Annotated in this window: 16 protein-coding genes and 5 tRNA genes; 17 read left to right on the forward strand and 4 right to left on the reverse strand. The window is 69.8% G+C overall.

Annotation, left to right across the window (positions count from 1 at the left end):
- Window positions 1-542: 542 nt before the first annotated feature.
- From KK483_RS25710 to KK483_RS25750, 9 genes are all read left to right on the forward strand, one after another.
- Window positions 543-716, forward strand: coding sequence for a hypothetical protein (locus KK483_RS25710; RefSeq protein ID WP_262007592.1), 174 nt, complete (start codon window positions 543-545; stop codon window positions 714-716).
- A 115-nt stretch (window positions 717-831) separates the two neighbouring features.
- The gene (locus KK483_RS25715) at window positions 832-1,617 is read left to right on the forward strand and encodes a fumarylacetoacetate hydrolase family protein (RefSeq protein ID WP_262007593.1); all 786 of its coding nucleotides are present in this window, start codon (window positions 832-834) and stop codon (window positions 1,615-1,617) included.
- On the forward strand, window positions 1,610-3,094 hold the full coding sequence (gene gltX / locus KK483_RS25720) for a glutamate--tRNA ligase (protein ID WP_262007594.1): 1,485 nt from the start codon (window positions 1,610-1,612) through the stop codon (window positions 3,092-3,094). The genes KK483_RS25715 and gltX overlap by 8 nt, the downstream gene beginning before the upstream one ends.
- A gap of 84 nt (window positions 3,095-3,178) precedes the next feature.
- Window positions 3,179-3,898, forward strand: a complete 720-nt coding sequence (locus KK483_RS25725; RefSeq protein ID WP_262007595.1) for an HAD family hydrolase — start codon at window positions 3,179-3,181, stop codon at window positions 3,896-3,898.
- Between the two features lie 90 nt (window positions 3,899-3,988).
- Window positions 3,989-4,060: transfer RNA gene (locus KK483_RS25730), tRNA-Gln, on the forward strand.
- A gap of 21 nt (window positions 4,061-4,081) precedes the next feature.
- Window positions 4,082-4,154, forward strand: a tRNA-Glu gene (locus KK483_RS25735).
- 84 nt (window positions 4,155-4,238) lie between these two features.
- Window positions 4,239-4,314: transfer RNA gene (locus KK483_RS25740), tRNA-Glu, on the forward strand.
- An 18-nt stretch (window positions 4,315-4,332) separates the two neighbouring features.
- Window positions 4,333-4,404: transfer RNA gene (locus tag KK483_RS25745), tRNA-Gln, on the forward strand.
- A 27-nt stretch (window positions 4,405-4,431) separates the two neighbouring features.
- A tRNA-Glu gene (locus KK483_RS25750) sits at window positions 4,432-4,504 on the forward strand.
- A 258-nt stretch (window positions 4,505-4,762) separates the two neighbouring features.
- On the opposite strand, the gene KK483_RS25755 is transcribed toward KK483_RS25750, so the two are convergent.
- Complete coding sequence (locus KK483_RS25755) at window positions 4,763-5,401, reverse strand: MerR family transcriptional regulator (protein ID WP_262007596.1); 639 nt, start codon at window positions 5,399-5,401, stop codon at window positions 4,763-4,765.
- 85 nt (window positions 5,402-5,486) lie between these two features.
- On the opposite strand from KK483_RS25755, the gene KK483_RS25760 reads away from it, so the two are divergent.
- Complete coding sequence (locus KK483_RS25760) at window positions 5,487-5,975, forward strand: DUF4188 domain-containing protein (RefSeq protein ID WP_262007597.1); 489 nt, start codon at window positions 5,487-5,489, stop codon at window positions 5,973-5,975.
- Between the two features lie 77 nt (window positions 5,976-6,052).
- Here KK483_RS25760 and ndgR read toward each other — a convergent pair whose 3' ends face one another.
- The gene (ndgR, locus tag KK483_RS25765) at window positions 6,053-6,769 is read right to left on the reverse strand and encodes an IclR family transcriptional regulator NdgR (RefSeq protein WP_242330040.1); all 717 of its coding nucleotides are present in this window, start codon (window positions 6,767-6,769) and stop codon (window positions 6,053-6,055) included.
- A 191-nt stretch (window positions 6,770-6,960) separates the two neighbouring features.
- Here ndgR and leuC point away from each other — a divergent pair, with 191 nt between their 5' ends.
- From leuC to KK483_RS25785, 4 genes are all read left to right on the forward strand, one after another.
- The gene (gene leuC / locus KK483_RS25770) at window positions 6,961-8,394 is read left to right on the forward strand and encodes a 3-isopropylmalate dehydratase large subunit (protein ID WP_262007598.1); all 1,434 of its coding nucleotides are present in this window, start codon (window positions 6,961-6,963) and stop codon (window positions 8,392-8,394) included.
- Window positions 8,395-8,399: 5 nt separating this feature from the next.
- Entirely contained in the window at window positions 8,400-8,993 is a 594-nt protein-coding gene (gene leuD / locus KK483_RS25775) for a 3-isopropylmalate dehydratase small subunit (RefSeq protein ID WP_262007599.1), read from the forward strand.
- 104 nt (window positions 8,994-9,097) lie between these two features.
- Window positions 9,098-9,325: a hypothetical protein gene (locus tag KK483_RS25780; protein ID WP_262007600.1), complete on the forward strand. Its 228-nt coding sequence runs from the start codon at window positions 9,098-9,100 to the stop codon at window positions 9,323-9,325.
- Between the two features lie 170 nt (window positions 9,326-9,495).
- The gene (locus KK483_RS25785) at window positions 9,496-10,116 is read left to right on the forward strand and encodes an HU family DNA-binding protein (RefSeq protein WP_262007601.1); all 621 of its coding nucleotides are present in this window, start codon (window positions 9,496-9,498) and stop codon (window positions 10,114-10,116) included.
- Between the two features lie 429 nt (window positions 10,117-10,545).
- On the opposite strand, the gene KK483_RS25790 is transcribed toward KK483_RS25785, so the two are convergent.
- Both KK483_RS25790 and cofC read right to left on the reverse strand, forming a co-directional pair.
- A complete protein-coding gene (locus KK483_RS25790; RefSeq protein ID WP_262007602.1) occupies window positions 10,546-10,749 on the reverse strand; it encodes a hypothetical protein in 204 nt (67 codons plus the stop codon).
- 18 nt (window positions 10,750-10,767) lie between these two features.
- A complete protein-coding gene (gene cofC / locus KK483_RS25795) occupies window positions 10,768-11,421 on the reverse strand; it encodes a 2-phospho-L-lactate guanylyltransferase (protein ID WP_262007603.1) in 654 nt (217 codons plus the stop codon).
- A 157-nt stretch (window positions 11,422-11,578) separates the two neighbouring features.
- Between cofC and KK483_RS25800 the strand changes: the two genes are divergently transcribed.
- From KK483_RS25800 to KK483_RS25810, 3 genes are all read left to right on the forward strand, one after another.
- Window positions 11,579-12,331 (forward strand): 1-acyl-sn-glycerol-3-phosphate acyltransferase, encoded by a 753-nt coding sequence (locus tag KK483_RS25800; RefSeq protein ID WP_262007604.1) that lies wholly within the window; start codon window positions 11,579-11,581, stop codon window positions 12,329-12,331.
- Window positions 12,328-13,338, forward strand: coding sequence for an NAD(P)H-dependent glycerol-3-phosphate dehydrogenase (locus KK483_RS25805; RefSeq protein ID WP_262007605.1), 1,011 nt, complete (start codon window positions 12,328-12,330; stop codon window positions 13,336-13,338). The genes KK483_RS25800 and KK483_RS25805 overlap by 4 nt, the downstream gene beginning before the upstream one ends.
- A gap of 114 nt (window positions 13,339-13,452) precedes the next feature.
- A complete protein-coding gene (locus tag KK483_RS25810; protein ID WP_262007606.1) occupies window positions 13,453-14,625 on the forward strand; it encodes a D-alanine--D-alanine ligase family protein in 1,173 nt (390 codons plus the stop codon).
- Window positions 14,626-14,636: the final 11 nt, after the last annotated feature.

Genomic DNA, 14,636 nt, shown 5'->3' on the forward strand with positions numbered 1-14,636 from the left:
CGTCGCAACCTCTGGACCAGGCGTCCCTCCGCGTGAACGGCGAGACGGTGTCGGCGTCGTCCGGGGCCATGAGCGCGCCCCTTTGATGGTGAGTGACTGGCGCTGATCCCCCTTCCCGCCGCCACTCGGCGCTGCGTTGCGCCCCTGCGCGCCGGCCTGAAACCCGCGGCGGTGCGTGGAATTCCAGCACAGTGACGGATCTCCAACAAGGGCCGTGTACCGGCCTGTGACCTGAGTGACACGTTGTAACTGTCGTGTCACGAGCCGTAGAAAGTGATCTCGGAGGAATAGGACTTTTAACAACGAGTCGCATACGGGTGGGGGGTGCCCCAGTCGCCATGATCGGCAGCGGAATGACTCATTCAGCTACGCAATGTCCGTTTCCCCGGTGGCCGTGACCCGTCCGGAATGACGGAATTGCGAGCCACTTCGTGAGCAAACTCACACATAGATCGATGCCTTACCCATGCTTTCGCAGGGAAACGGCTGTCTAGCCTGACGCTTTACAAAGACCACCGCTCCGACAAGGACCGAATCAACCGATGAAGACCATGATGTTCCGCAACATAGCCAACCCCCGGCGTACGACGCTGGCGCACCTCGATGACGCCGGCGAACTGCTGCCGGAGACCCCGCCGGAGCACTCGGTCGACCTCCCCACCCAGACGGCCAACCCCCGCCGCACCACGCTGATGAACGCCCCGGTGGCGCCGTAGCCGCGTACCGCCCGCGCCGCAGCGGCGCGGTCATGGGGCAGGCCGGGCCCCTCTCCCGCGTTAGCCTGGGGCGTCAGACTCCAGCCAGCGGAAGCAGAGGGGCGTAAGGCATCCCGTGCGCATCGCCAGATTCTCCATCGACGGCAATGTCGCCTTCGGCGCTGTCGAGGGCGACGGGACCGGCGACCCCGCCGGCCTCGTCCTCGACATCATCAAGGGCATTCCCTACGCCGACTTCGAGCTCTCCGGTACCAAGGTCCCGCTGAGCAAGGTCCGGCTCCTGCCGCCCGTACTCCCCAACAAGGTCGTGGCCATCGGCCGCAACTACGCGGAGCACGCGGCGGAGCTCGGCAACGAGGTCCCGGACGTGCCCGTCGCCTTCTTCAAGCCCACCACCTCGGTGATCGGCTCCGGTGACGCCATCGAGTACCCGTCCTTCTCCCACGAGCTGCACCACGAGGCCGAGCTCGCCGTCGTCATCGGCCGGCTGTGCCGCGAGGTCCCGCGCGAGCGCGTCAAGGACGTCGTCTTCGGCTACACCTGCGCCAACGACGTCACCGCGCGCGACGCCCAGAAGCGCGAGAAGCAGTGGGCCCGGGCCAAGGGCTTCGACACCTCGTGCCCGCTCGGCCCCTGGGTGGAGACCGACCTCGACCCCGCCGACCTCACCATCCAGTGCACGGTCAACGGCGAGCAGCGCCAGCTGGGTCGGACGAGCGACATGATCCGCTCCATCGAGGACCTGGTCGTCCACATCACCGAGGCCATGACGCTGCTCCCCGGAGACGTCATCCTCACCGGCACCCCCGCCGGGGTCGGCCCCCTCAACGTCGGCGACGAGGTCGCCGTCACCATCGAAGGCATCGGCACTCTCACCAACAAGGTGATCAAGCGTGGCTAACGCGACGAACGTCCGCGTACGTTTCTGTCCCTCGCCGACCGGCAACCCCCATGTGGGCCTGGTCCGCACCGCCCTGTTCAACTGGGCGTTCGCCCGGCACACCGGCGGCCGGCTCGTCTTCCGCATCGAGGACACCGACGCGGCCCGCGACTCCGAGGAGTCGTACGAGCAGCTCCTGGACGCCTTCCACTGGCTCGGGTTCGACTGGGACGAGGGCCCCGAGGTCGGCGGCCCGCACGCGCCGTACCGCCAGTCGCAGCGGATGGACATCTACAAGGACGTCGCCGAGAAGCTCCTCACCGGCGGGTACGCGTACCACTGCTACTGCACCGTCACCGAGCTCGACGAGCGCCGCGAGGCCGCCCGGGCGGCCGGCCGGCCCTCCGGCTACGACGGGCACTGCCGCGACCTCACCGACGAGCAGAAGGCCGACTACCGGCGCGAGGGCCGCGAGGCCGTCGTCCGCTTCCGGATGCCCGACGAGCCGATCACCTTCGCCGACCTCGTCCGCGGCGAGCTCACCTTCACCCCGGAGAACGTGCCGGACTACGGCATCGTCCGCGCCAGCGGCGCCCCGCTCTACACGCTCGTCAACCCCGTCGACGACGCGCTGATGGGGATCACGCACGTGCTGCGCGGCGAGGACCTGCTGTCCTCCACTCCGCGCCAGATCGCGCTCTACAAGGCGCTGATCGAGCTCGGCATCGCCAAGGAGATCCCGGCCTTCGGGCACCTCCCGTATGTGATGGGCGAGGGCAACAAGAAGCTCTCCAAGCGCGACCCGCAGGCCTCGCTCAACCTCTACCGCGAGCGCGGCTTCCTGCCCGAGGGCCTGCTCAACTACCTCTCCCTGCTGGGCTGGTCCTTCTCGGCCGACCAGGACGTGTTCTCGATCGCCGAGATGATCGAGAAGTTCGACATCGCGGACGTCAACGCCAATCCGGCGCGCTTCGACCTCAAGAAGGCCGAGGCGATCAACGCGGACCACATCCGCCGGCTCGACGTGAAGACCTTCGCCGAGGCGTGCGAGCAGTGGCTGCGGGCCCCGCACGCCCCCTGGGCGCCCGAGGACTTCGACCAGGCCGCGTGGGAGGCGATCGCCCCGCACGCCCAGACCCGTCTCACGGTCCTGTCCGACATCACCGCCAACGTCGACTTCCTCTTCCTGCCCGAGCCGGCCGAGGACGAGGCGTCCTGGCAGAAGGCGATGAAGGAGGGCTCGGACGCGTTGCTGCGCACGGCCCGCGAGAAGCTGGCCGACGCCGACTGGTCCAGCCCCGAGTCGCTGAAGAACGCGGTACTGGCCGCCGGCGAGGAGCACGGCCTCAAGCTCGGCAAGGCCCAGGCCCCGGTCCGCGTCGCGGTCACGGGCCGCACGGTCGGCCTCCCGCTCTTCGAGTCCCTGGAGATCCTGGGCCGCGAGCGGACGCTCCAGCGGATCGACGCGGCGCTGACCAGGCTGGCGGCGCAGGCGTAGTCCCACTCCGTACGTTCCGTACGCCCCGGGGGCGGCAGCCGGCAAGGCTGCCGCCCCCGGCGTCTGCCGGGCTAGCCTGGGCTCATGGCCATCCGGGCGGTCCTCTGGGACATCGACGACACGATCTTCGACTACACCAGTGCGGACCGCGAAGGGCTGCGGCGGATGCTCGACGACGACGGGCTGCCGCACGGATACGCCTCCGTGGAGCAGGCGCTGCTGCGCTGGCGGGAGCTCACCGATGTGCACTGGGCGCGCATGGCCGCCGGGGAGACCGACTTCCAGGGGCAGCGCCGTGACCGGGTGCGGGCCTTCCTGGACCGGAAGCTGAGCGACGCGGAGGCGGACGACTGGTTCGCCCGCCATGTCGTGCACTACGAGAGCGCCTGGTCGCTCTTCCCCGACGTCCTGCCCGTGCTCGACCTGCTCGCCGGGTACTTCCGTCACGCCGTCCTGTCGAACTCCTCGATCCACAACCAGGACCGCAAGCTGCGCACCCTCGGCGTACGGGACCGGTTCGAGGCGGTGCTGTGCGCCGTGGAGCTCGGCGTCTCCAAGCCGGAGCCCGCCGCCTTCCACGCCGCCTGCGAGGCGCTCGGGCTGCCGCCCGCCGACGTCGCCTACGTCGGCGACCACCCGGACATCGACGCGTGCGGCGCGGCCGGGGCCGGTCTCACCGGTATCTGGCTGGACCGGGGCGGGCGGGGCGGCCGGCCGGAGCTGATCCGGATCACGGGGCTGGCGGAGCTTCCGGGCCTGCTGCGGCCCGATACCCGTTTTGGAGCGCCGTCCACCTTCAGGTAATGTTCTTCCTGCGCCGAGGGGAGCAGGTCGAAAGACCGGCACCGAAGGCGCACAATCAAACAAGACCCCCGTAGGGGGGTTGAGTTTTGATGGCCTATGGTGTAATTGGCAGCACGACTGATTCTGGTTCAGTTAGTCTTGGTTCGAGTCCAGGTAGGCCAGCTCGCAGAGCTCATCTGCAAAGCCCCCGTTGTGTAGCGGCCTAGCACGCTGCCCTCTCAAGGCAGTAGCGCCGGTTCGAATCCGGTCGGGGGTACAGATCCATCCTGCTGGTCACCTGGGTCGCTCCCGGTGCCCTCGCAGTGACAACACCCGGTTTCCACCGGGTGGGATCGCTAGGGCCCCCGTTGTGTAGCGGCCTAGCACGCCGCCCTCTCAAGGCGGTAGCGCCGGTTCGAATCCGGTCGGGGGTACCAACTGGTCTATACCACCAGTGGCCTATGGTGTAATTGGCAGCACGACTGATTCTGGTTCAGTTAGTCTTGGTTCGAGTCCAGGTAGGCCAGCGGATCCGCTCAATGGATCAAGATCTTGCCCCCGTTGTGTAGCGGCCTAGCACGCCGCCCTCTCAAGGCGGTAGCGCCGGTTCGAATCCGGTCGGGGGTACGTGACGAGAAGGCCCTCCCCTCTTGGGGAGGGCCTTCTCGCGTTCCCGTCTCCCGAATGGCCCAGAGTCTGCCTCCGGATCCTGCCGGCCCGATCCGCACGGCAGGATCCACCGGAACCCCTTAGGGGGTGTCCGGCGGATCATGCTGGGCTCGCGACGCCCTGCGACTCCGTCTCCCGCGTTGTCTCCCTCCTCCGCCTTGGATCCGAAGCCCCATGACGCCGCTCGCTGATCCAGCCTGATCCACCGGACACCCCCTAGCCGAAGCGGCGGTGCGACTCCTCCGCCTGGGCCAGCCTGCGCAGGCTCAGCAGCACCGGCTCGTACAGCACGGTGAGCGCCACCGCCGCCTCCACCTGCTCCTCCTCGTCCTCGTACCGCTCCACCAAGTCCAGGTCGATGACGCCGAGTTCGGCCGCGCTGCGGGCGTAGGGGAGCAGCTGCTCCACGTCGCAGGGGTAGCCGAGCCGGCTCATCGTCGCGATCCCGGCGACCAGCATCCGGTACGCCGGTGAGTCGGCGCCCGTCTGCCGGCCGAAGCTCCAGTCCAGCCGCTCCAGCAGCGCTTCGGCGGTCCGGCGCGCGCGGTCGGTGGCCGGGTCCTTCTCGTCCGGCTCCGGCCCGTGCGGGATGGACCACACGGCCGCGCCCAGCCGCATGTGGTGGCCGAGGCTGTCGTCGGCGACGGCCGCGAGGACGTCACGGGCGACGGCGACCGGTATCCGGCCGACCTGGATCAGCGCACGGACCAGCCGGAGCCGGCGCAGATGCTCCTCGTCGTACTCGGCCTGGGTGGCGCTGACGCGCCGGCCGGGCGGCAGCAGCTGCTCGCGCAGGTAGTACTTGATCGTCGCGGTGGGCACACCGCTGCGCTCGCTGAGCTCCGCCAGTCGCATTTCCCTTGCACCCTTCCTTGGAGAGTGGCACTATCCAATAGTAGATAGCTCCACTATCCAACAATCCTCGCAAGGGGGACCAGCGATGGGCAAGCAGCAGCCGATCCAAGGGCGCATGACGGCGGAGGCGCAGGGGGAAGTGGTCGTCTTCCTCATCGGGATGCGCGTCAACAGCTTCCGGGCGGTGCGGAGTTGGTGGCCCGTCTTCAAGGCGATGCCGAGGATGCTGAGGGAACTGTCACAGGACAAGGACAGCGGACTGCTGGGCTACCAACTGCTGCTCGGTGCGCCGCGGGTCCTGTACACGGTCCAGTACTGGGAGTCGAAGGAGAAGCTCCTCGCCTATGCCGCGGCGCAGGACAAGGAGCACCGGCCGGCCTGGACGGCGTTCAACCGGCGGATGCGCGAGGGCAAGGACAAGGTCGGCTTCTGGCACGAGACGTACCTCGTGCCGGCCGGATCGTACGAGAACGTGTACGTGAACATGCCGGCGTTCGGGCTGGGCGCGGCGACGGACGTCGTCCCGGTCGCCCGCCGGGGCGAGCGGGCGGCGGACCGTCTCAAGGCGGTCTGAACCGCCGCGGTCGCCGCGCTCCGCTCGCCGGACGGGCCCGGGACCGGAAGGCCCGGGCCCGTCCGGCAGGCGCGGGGTCAGCTCGTGCGGCGGAGGGCGTCGGTGAGGCGGGCCGCGGCGTCGATGACGGCCTGGGCGTGCATACGGCCGGGGTGGCGGGTCAGGCGCTCGATCGGTCCGGATACCGAGACCGCCGCCACCACCCGGTTCGAAGGCCCCCGCACCGGGGCGGACACGGACGCGACGCCCGGCTCGCGCTCGCCGATGGACTGGGCCCAGCCCCGGCGCCGGACGCCCGACAGGGCCGTCGCCGTGTAGCGGGCGCCCTGGAGACCGCGGTGCAGCCGCTCCGGCTCCTCCCAGGCCATCAGGATCTGGGCCGACGAGCCCGCCTTCATCGTGAGGGTCGACCCCACGGGCACCGTGTCCCGCAGTCCGGACAGCCGCTCCGCGGCCGCCACACAGATCCGCATGTCTCCCTGCCGGCGGTACAGCTGCGCGCTCTCGCCGGTCACATCGCGCAGATGGGTCAGCACCGGCCCCGCCGTGGCCAGCAGACGGTCCTCGCCCGCCGCGGCGGCGAGCTCCGCCAGGCGCGGGCCCAGAATGAACCGGCCCTGCATGTCCCTCGCCACCATCCGGTGGTGTTCCAGAGCCACGGCGAGGCGATGCGCCGTGGGTCGTGCAAGCCCTGTCGCCGCGACCAGCCCGGCGAGGGTGGCCGGACCGGACTCCAGGGCGCTCAGTACCAGAGCCGCCTTGTCGAGAACGCCGACGCCGCTAGAGTTGTCCATGCAACGATACTCACGTCTCACTCTGTGAAACGCAAGTTCAATTTCTCCGAGAAGTTGCGAACCTGGACGTACGGCCGCACAAGGGCCGGCGTCCTCCGCCCCCGGCGCACCACGGCGTGTCCGGAGTGCAGACAGAGACGCAATCGATCTCTAGTTGGGCCCGGCGGCGCTGCCGGGCCGGAGGGAAAGCGATGGGTAGGACACTCGCGGAGAAGGTCTGGGACGACCATGTCGTCCGGCGCGCCGAGGGCGAGCCCGACCTCCTCTTCATCGATCTGCACCTCCTGCACGAGGTGACCAGCCCCCAGGCGTTCGACGGCCTCCGCCAGAACGGCCGCCGGGTGCGGCGGCTCGACCTCACCATCGCGACCGAGGACCACAACACCCCCACCCTCGACATCGACAAGCCGATCGCCGACCCGGTCTCCCGCGCACAGTTGGAGACCCTGCGCAAGAACTGCGCCGAGTTCGGCGTCCGGCTGCACCCGCTGGGCGACGTCGAGCAGGGCGTCGTCCACGTCGTGGGACCGCAGCTGGGCCTGACCCAGCCCGGCACCACCGTGGTCTGCGGCGACTCCCACACGTCCACGCACGGCGCCTTCGGCGCGCTGGCGTTCGGCATCGGCACCTCCCAGGTGGAGCACGTGCTGGCCACCCAGACGCTGCCGCTGGCCCGTCCCAAGACCATGGCGATCACCGTCGAGGGCGAGCTGCCCGACGGCGTCACCGCCAAGGACCTGATCCTGGCGATCATCGCGAAGATCGGTACGGGCGGCGGCCAGGGGTACATCCTGGAGTACCGCGGCTCCGCCATCGAGAAGCTCTCGATGGAGGCCCGCATGACCATCTGCAACATGTCGATCGAAGCGGGCGCCCGCGCGGGCATGATCGCCCCCGACCAGACCACGTTCGACTACCTCCAGGGCCGCGACCACGCCCCCGAGGGCGAGGACTGGGACGCGGCGGTCGCGTACTGGAAGACGCTGCGCACCGACGACGACGCCGTCTTCGACGCCGAGGTCCTCATCGACGCCGCCGGACTCTCCCCGTTCGTCACCTGGGGCACCAACCCCGGCCAGGGTGCGCCGCTCTCCGCGAACGTCCCCGACCCGGCTTCGTACGAGGACGCTTCGGAGCGGCTCGCGGCCGAAAAGGCCCTGGAGTACATGGGGTTGACCGCCGGGCAGGCGCTGCGCGACATCGAGGTCGACACCGTCTTCGTAGGCTCCTGCACCAACGGCCGTATCGAGGACCTGCGCTCCGCGGCCTCGATCCTGGACGGCCGCAAAGTCGCCGACGGCGTACGGATGCTGGTCGTCCCCGGCTCCGTGCGGGTCGCGCTGCAGGCCGTCGAGGAGGGCCTGGACAAGGTCTTCAAGGGTGCCGGCGCCGAATGGCGGCACGCGGGCTGCTCGATGTGTCTGGGCATGAACCCCGACCAGCTGGCCCCCGGAGAGCGCTCCGCCTCCACCTCCAACCGCAACTTCGAGGGCCGGCAGGGCAAGGGCGGCCGCACCCACCTGGTCTCCCCGCAGGTCGCCGCCGCCACCGCGGTGCTGGGCCACCTGGCCTCGCCCGCCGATCTGTCCGACCAGTCCGCCGCCCGTACGCCCGCCGGAGTCTGAACACCATGGAAGCCTTCACCACGCACACCGGCCGCGCCGTCCCGCTGCGCCGCTCCAACGTCGACACGGACCAGATCATCCCGGCCCACTGGCTGAAGAAGGTCACCCGCGACGGGTTCGAGGACGGGCTGTTCGAGGCCTGGCGCAAGAGCGACGACTTCATCCTCAACCGGCCCGAGCGCCAGGGTGCGACGGTCCTGGTCGCGGGCCCCGACTTCGGCACCGGCTCCTCCCGTGAGCACGCCGTCTGGGCGCTCCAGAACTACGGTTTCAAGGCCGTGATCTCCGCCCGCTTCGCCGACATCTTCCGTGGCAACTCGCTGAAGAACGGGCTGCTGACCGTGGTGCTGCCGCAGGAGACGGTCGACCGGCTCTGGGAGCTCACCGAGGCCGACCCGACGGCCGACATCACCGTCGACTTGGAGGCCCGCCAGGTCCGCGCGACCGGCATCACCGCCGATTTCGAGCTCGACGAGAACGCTCGATGGAGGCTGTTGAACGGCCTCGACGACATCAGCCTCACCCTTCAGAACGAAGCGGACATCGCCGCGTACGAGGCGTCCAGGCCGTCCTTCAAACCCCGCACAATTGAGGTCTGAGCAGCGCTTTTCCCGTCCTGCGCCCTCCACCGTCCGGTGGGGGGCGCAGTCGCTTGTTGAGACCCTGTCGGGCGACAACTCGCCTCAGATGGCACAATCGGTGCATGGAAGGTGACAGCCAACTCGAGCTCTACGAGGCAGTCGCCGCCCGATTGAAGGAAGCGCACGCAAGGGTGCGTGCACTGCAAGTCCCGGAGGGCGTAAGGATGGCGCTGTCCCGGAAGCTGCTGGCCGTGACGGCCGTGGCGAAGCACGATCTCGCAGATGCCGCAAGGCGTCTGGACCGGTTGATGAAGGACCTCGATGAAGGTCGTTTCCCCCAAGGTGACTGACCACCCGGCGGCTGGGCCGATATGTGGCTCCGCCGCGTGGCGCGACGGTCGACTTCGTTGCGGCACTAGGGTGATTAGCCCGTTTCGTGTTTGATTTGCGGTATATATCTGCCTAACGTGCGAAAACGCTTGAACAGTTTCGTTCCGGCAATGTCTCCGAAGGGGAAGACGTGAACAAGGCGCAGCTCGTAGAAGCGATTGCCGACAAGATGGGCGGCCGTCAGCAGGCCGCCGAGGCCGTCGACGCGGTACTCGACGCGATCGTCCGCGCGGTTGTCAGTGGCGACCGGGTTTCGGTCACCGGCTTCGGCTCGTTCGAGAAGGTCGACCGCCCGGCCCGCTACGCCCGCAACCCGCAGACGGGTGAGCGCGTGCGGGTCAAGAAGACCTCGGTGCCGCGCTTCCGCGCGGGCCAGGGCTTCAAGGACCTGGTCAGCGGCTCGAAGAAGCTCCCCAAGGGTGGCGAAGTCGCGGTCAAGAAGGCCCCGAAGGGCAGCCTCCAGGTCGCGGCGAAGAAGGCCGCCGCCAAGAAGGCCGTGGCCAAGAAGGCCGTGGCGAAGAAGGCGCCCGCGAAGAAGGTCACCGCCAAGAAGACCACGGCCAAGAAGGCCCCCGCGAAGAAGGTCACCGCGGCGGCGAAGAAGGCGACCGCCACCAAGAAGACCGCGACGGCCAAGAAGACCGCGGCGAAGAAGGCCCCCGCGAAGAAGGCGGTCGCCAAGAAGGCGCCCGCGAAGAAGGCCACGGCGCGCAAGACCACCGCCAAGAAGGCCACCGCCCGCGCGAAGTAAGCAGCGCGGCACCACAGAGCCACTCACGCGACGGGCCGGACTCCGCTGTGGAGTCCGGCCCGCGGCGCGTCCGCGTGTGCGTGGAGCCCCTGGGAGCCCGGCGTTCCCGGGGCCATGGCAGCCCCTCGTCCGGATCAGGCCCTAGGCCGTGTCTGACGAATCCCGCCTGGTGCGCGGCGTCCGGCACGCACTCCCCCGTAGCCCTTCGGGCACGGGAGGTGCCCCCACGCTGCGTTGTCGGAGTCATCCGAGTACGTCCAGTACGAGGATGATCCTCCGCCGTGCGATTGCACGCACCGGACGCCGCGCACCCCGCCCTGCGGGCGGACGGCGCCATTTGTCAGACACGACCTAGCCAGGTCGTGTCTTCAAAGTCCCTCTGACCGGCGCCCGCCCTTCGGGCGGACGACGCCGCTTTGCGGACACTGCCTAGAGCGTCTGCAACGTCACCAGGGTGATGCGCAGGGCCTCGCCCTTGCCCTCCGTCTCGATACGGACCCGCTGCCCCGGCCGCAGCAGGCGCAGCCCGCCTGCGTCGAAGGCGGCGGCGTCGAAGTCCACGGGGGTGCCGTCGTCGAGCAGCACACTTCCGCTGCGGGTCGCTGAGTCGTACGTGTACGCGGTCGCCTGCATGCCCCGAGCCTAACCGCCCTACTTCGTGTCGGAGCCGCCGCCCGGCAGCGGCAGGCTGGCACAACGCGCCGCCGTGTACGGCCCCACGCCCAGCTCCAGCGCGTCCCGCAGATCGCCGGCCGTGTCGACGTCCCGGCGCACCGATTCGGCCCCCTCCATCACGATTTCCACGGCGCCGGAGCTCAAATGCCTGCTCCGGGAACGCCCGCCGAATGCCGGACGCAATTCCACGCCCGGAGCGGCCGACAGAAATGTCGTGCCAATTCCGGCGGAGTCCGCGAGGAAAGCACGCGGGAATTGCGAGGCCACCGCGAGCACCTGCGCCAATTCCGCCGCCCGCAGCGCCGGCAGATCCGCGTTGAGGGCCGCCACGGCCGCCCCCGGGCACACGGCGCGCACCGCGTCCGCCCCGTGCGCCAGTGCCGCGTTGAGGCCCGCTGCCGGGGCGTCCGGCACGATCCTGGCGCCCAGCACCGTCAGCTCCGCCGCGGCCAGCGGATCGTCCGTGACCACCGCCACACCCCGCACTGCCGGGCAGGACAGCGCCGCCGCCACCGTGTCCTGGGCGAAGGCCAGCGCGAACCGCGGGCGCATCGCCCCGCCCCCTGCCCCCGCCAGTCTGCTCTTCGCCAGCGAGAGAGGCTTCAGCGGAACCACCAGTGACCAGTGCACGGCCCCATTGTCGCCTGCCCGCGCGGTGGCCCCGGGGGACTCGCTCCAGGCCGGGGCGTACGGTGTTCTCGACAGACCAGGGGCATGGGGCGACACTTGACCCCCGGCAGCCAGGCTGCTGCCCCCAGCAGCCAGGTCATAGAGGAAGGGTGTACGAGTGTCCCGCCGCAGAATCGGCTTCTGGTACCGCCTTGCGGCGGTCATCGCGAAACCGCCGTTGGTGGTTCTGTTCAAGCGGGACTGGCGAGGAATGGACCACATTCCGGCCGACGGCGGATTCATCACCGCCGTGAATCACAACTCGTATCTGGACCCGCTCTCCTACGCGCACTTCCAGTACAACACCGGACGCGTTCCCCGTTTCCTCGCGAAGGCCGGCCTTTTCAAGGGCTCGTTCGTCGGCACCATGCTGCGCGGCACCGGGCAGATCCCCGTCTACCGCGAGACGACCAACGCCCTGGACGCCTTCCGTGCCGCCGTCGACGCCATCGAGCGCGGCGAATGCGTCGCCTTCTACCCGGAGGGCACCCTCACCCGCGACCCCGATATGTGGCCCATGGCGGGCAAGACGGGCGCCGCGCGCGTCGCGCTGCTCACCAAGGCACCGGTCATCCCCGTCGCCCAGTGGGGCGCCAACCTGGCGGTGCCGCCGTACGCCGAGGAGAAGAAGTTCCGGCTGTTCCCCCGCAAGACGCTGATCGTGCAGGCCGGGCCGCCCGTCGACCTCTCCCGTTTCCACGGACTGGAGCCCACCCCCGAGGTGCTGCGCGAGGCCACCGAGACCATCATGGCTGCGATCACCTCGCTGCTGGAGGACGTACGCGGCGAGAAGGCACCCGCCGAGCCGTTCGACCACCGCAAGGCGCGGGCGGAACAGCGGCGCAAGGCCGCGGAGGAGGAAGCGAAGTGACGGCTCCCACCAAGGTGGCGGTCTTCGGTACGGGGTCCTGGGGCACCGTCTTCGGCATGGTGCTCGCCGACGCGGGCTGCGAGGTGACCCTCTGCGGTCGCCGCGCCGAGCTCGCCGAGGCGATCAACACGACCCACACCAACCCCGACTATCTGCCGGGCATCGAGCTCCCCGCCGGGCTGCGGGCCACCACCGACCCCGCCGAGGCCGCACGCGGCGCCGACTTCACCGTCCTCGCCGTGCCCTCGCAGACGTTGCGTGGGAACCTCGCCAAGTGGGCGCCCGTGCTGCCCTCGGACACCGTCCTCGTCTCGCTCATGAAGGGCATCGAACTCGGCACCGTGATGCGGATGAGCGAGGTGATCGAGGAGGTCGCGAAGGTGCCGGCCGAGCGCGTCGCCGTCGTCACAGGCCCCAACCTCGCCAGGGAGATCGCCGGCCGGCAGCCCGCGGCCGCCGTGGTCGCCTCGCGCGACGAGTCGGTGGCCCAGCGTCTCCAGGCCGCCTGCATCACCCCGTACTTCCGTCCCTACACGAGCACCGACGTCGTCGGCTGCGAACTCGGGGGCGCGGTCAAGAACGTCATCGGCCTCGCCGTCGGCATCGCCGACGGTATGGGACTCGGCGACAACACCAAGGGCTCCCTGATCACCCGCGGTCTCGCCGAGACGACCCGCCTCGGCGCCGTCATGGGCGCGGACCCGATGACGTTCTCCGGGCTCGCGGGCCTGGGCGACCTGGTGGCGACCGCCTCGTCGCCGCTCTCGCGCAACCACACCTTCGGCATCAACCTCGGCCGCGGCATGACGCTCCAGGAGACCATCGCCGCGACCAAGCAGACCGCCGAGGGCGTCAAGTCCTGCGAGTCCGTACTGGATCTGGGCAGGCGCCACGGCGTCGACATGCCGATCACGGAGACGGTCGTCTCCATCGTCCACGAGGGCAAGCCGCCGGTGGTCGCGCTCAAGGAACTGATGTCCCGCCCGGCCAAGCCCGAACGGCACTGACGGTGCCGCCCGCCCCGGGCCACGCCCCCGGGCGGGCCCGGGGCGGCCCGGTCGACAGAAGGGGCGGGCGCGCCCCTTCGACGGCTGCAGGACGCAAGGTAGTCTCGTCGCGATATGAGCGAGAACCCCTCCCACAGCCCTGACCTCGCCCCCACCACCGGCGAGGCGCGCCGCAAGCCGCGCGTCGCGGTCGTCTTCGGCGGCCGCAGCTCCGAGCACGCGATCTCCGTCGTGACGGCCGGCGCCGTGCTGCGCTCCATCGACCGCACCAAGTACGACGTGCTGCCCATCGGCATCACCACGGACGGCCGCTGGGCGCTGACCGCCGACGAGCCTGACCGGATGGCCATCGCCGACCGGCAGCTGCCGTCCGTCGACGGCCTCGCCGAGTCCGCCGACGGCACCGTCGTCCTCTCCGTCGACCCGGCCAACCGCGAAGTGGTCTACAGCGAGCCGGGCTCCGTGCCCAAGGCCCTGGGCGACGTCGACGTCGTCTTCCCGATGCTGCACGGCCCGTACGGCGAGGACGGCACCCTGCAGGGCCTGCTGGAGCTCTCCGGCGTCCCGTACGTCGGCTCGGGCGTCCTCGCCTCGGCCGTCGGCCAGGACAAGGAGTACATGAAGCGGGTCTTCACCTCCTTCGGCCTGCCCGTCGGCCCGTACGTGACCATCCGGCCCCGCGAGTGGGAGCAGGATCCCTCCGCCGCCCGCAAGAAGATCGTCGACTTCGCCGGCGAGCACGGCTGGCCGCTCTTCGTGAAGCCCGCCCGCGCCGGCTCCTCCATCGGCATCACCAAGGTCGACGATCTCTCCGGTCTCGACGAGGCGATCGCCGAGGCGCAGCGCCACGACCCCAAGATCCTGGTCGAGTCGCTGCTGCGCGGCCGCGAGATCGAGTGCGGGGTGCTGGAGTTCGAGGACGGACCGCGCGCCAGCGTGCCCGCCGAGATCCCGCCCGTCAGCGCGCACGACTTCTACGACTTCGAGGCCAAGTACATCGACTCGGCCACAGGTCTCGTGCCCGCGCCGCTCACCGAGGAGCAGACCGCCGAGGTCCAGCGGCTCGCGGTCGAGGCGTTCGAGGCCGCCTCCTGCGAGGGGCTGGTCCGCGCGGACTTCTTCCTCACCGAGGACGGCGAGTTCGTGATCAACGAGATCAACACCATGCCGGGCTTCACCCCGATCTCCATGTACCCGCGGATGTGGCAGGAGAGCGGGATCAGCTACCCGGAGCTCGTCGACCGACTGATCGAGGCGGCGCTGCGGCGCTCCACAGGGCTGCGCTGACGCGCGGTCCC

It is taken from the genome of Streptomyces sp. FIT100 (assembly GCF_024584805.1).
Lineage (GTDB): Bacteria > Actinomycetota > Actinomycetes > Streptomycetales > Streptomycetaceae > Streptomyces.

Bases quoted from the DNA above. Each gene is read 5' to 3' on its own strand.
- KK483_RS25710 (WP_262007592.1), top strand. From the start codon at position 543: ATGAAGACCATGATGTTCCGCAACATAGCCAACCCCCGGCGTACGACG.
- KK483_RS25725 (WP_262007595.1), top strand. From the start codon at position 3,179: ATGGCCATCCGGGCGGTCCTCTGGGACATCGACGACACGATCTTCGAC.
- KK483_RS25755 (WP_262007596.1), bottom strand. From the start codon at position 5,401: ATGCGACTGGCGGAGCTCAGCGAGCGCAGCGGTGTGCCCACCGCGACG.
- KK483_RS25760 (WP_262007597.1), top strand. From the start codon at position 5,487: ATGGGCAAGCAGCAGCCGATCCAAGGGCGCATGACGGCGGAGGCGCAG.
- ndgR (WP_242330040.1), bottom strand. From the start codon at position 6,769: ATGGACAACTCTAGCGGCGTCGGCGTTCTCGACAAGGCGGCTCTGGTA.
- leuC (WP_262007598.1), top strand. From the start codon at position 6,961: ATGGGTAGGACACTCGCGGAGAAGGTCTGGGACGACCATGTCGTCCGG.
- leuD (WP_262007599.1), top strand. From the start codon at position 8,400: ATGGAAGCCTTCACCACGCACACCGGCCGCGCCGTCCCGCTGCGCCGC.
- KK483_RS25780 (WP_262007600.1), top strand. From the start codon at position 9,098: ATGGAAGGTGACAGCCAACTCGAGCTCTACGAGGCAGTCGCCGCCCGA.
- KK483_RS25790 (WP_262007602.1), bottom strand. From the start codon at position 10,749: ATGCAGGCGACCGCGTACACGTACGACTCAGCGACCCGCAGCGGAAGT.
- KK483_RS25810 (WP_262007606.1), top strand. From the start codon at position 13,453: ATGAGCGAGAACCCCTCCCACAGCCCTGACCTCGCCCCCACCACCGGC.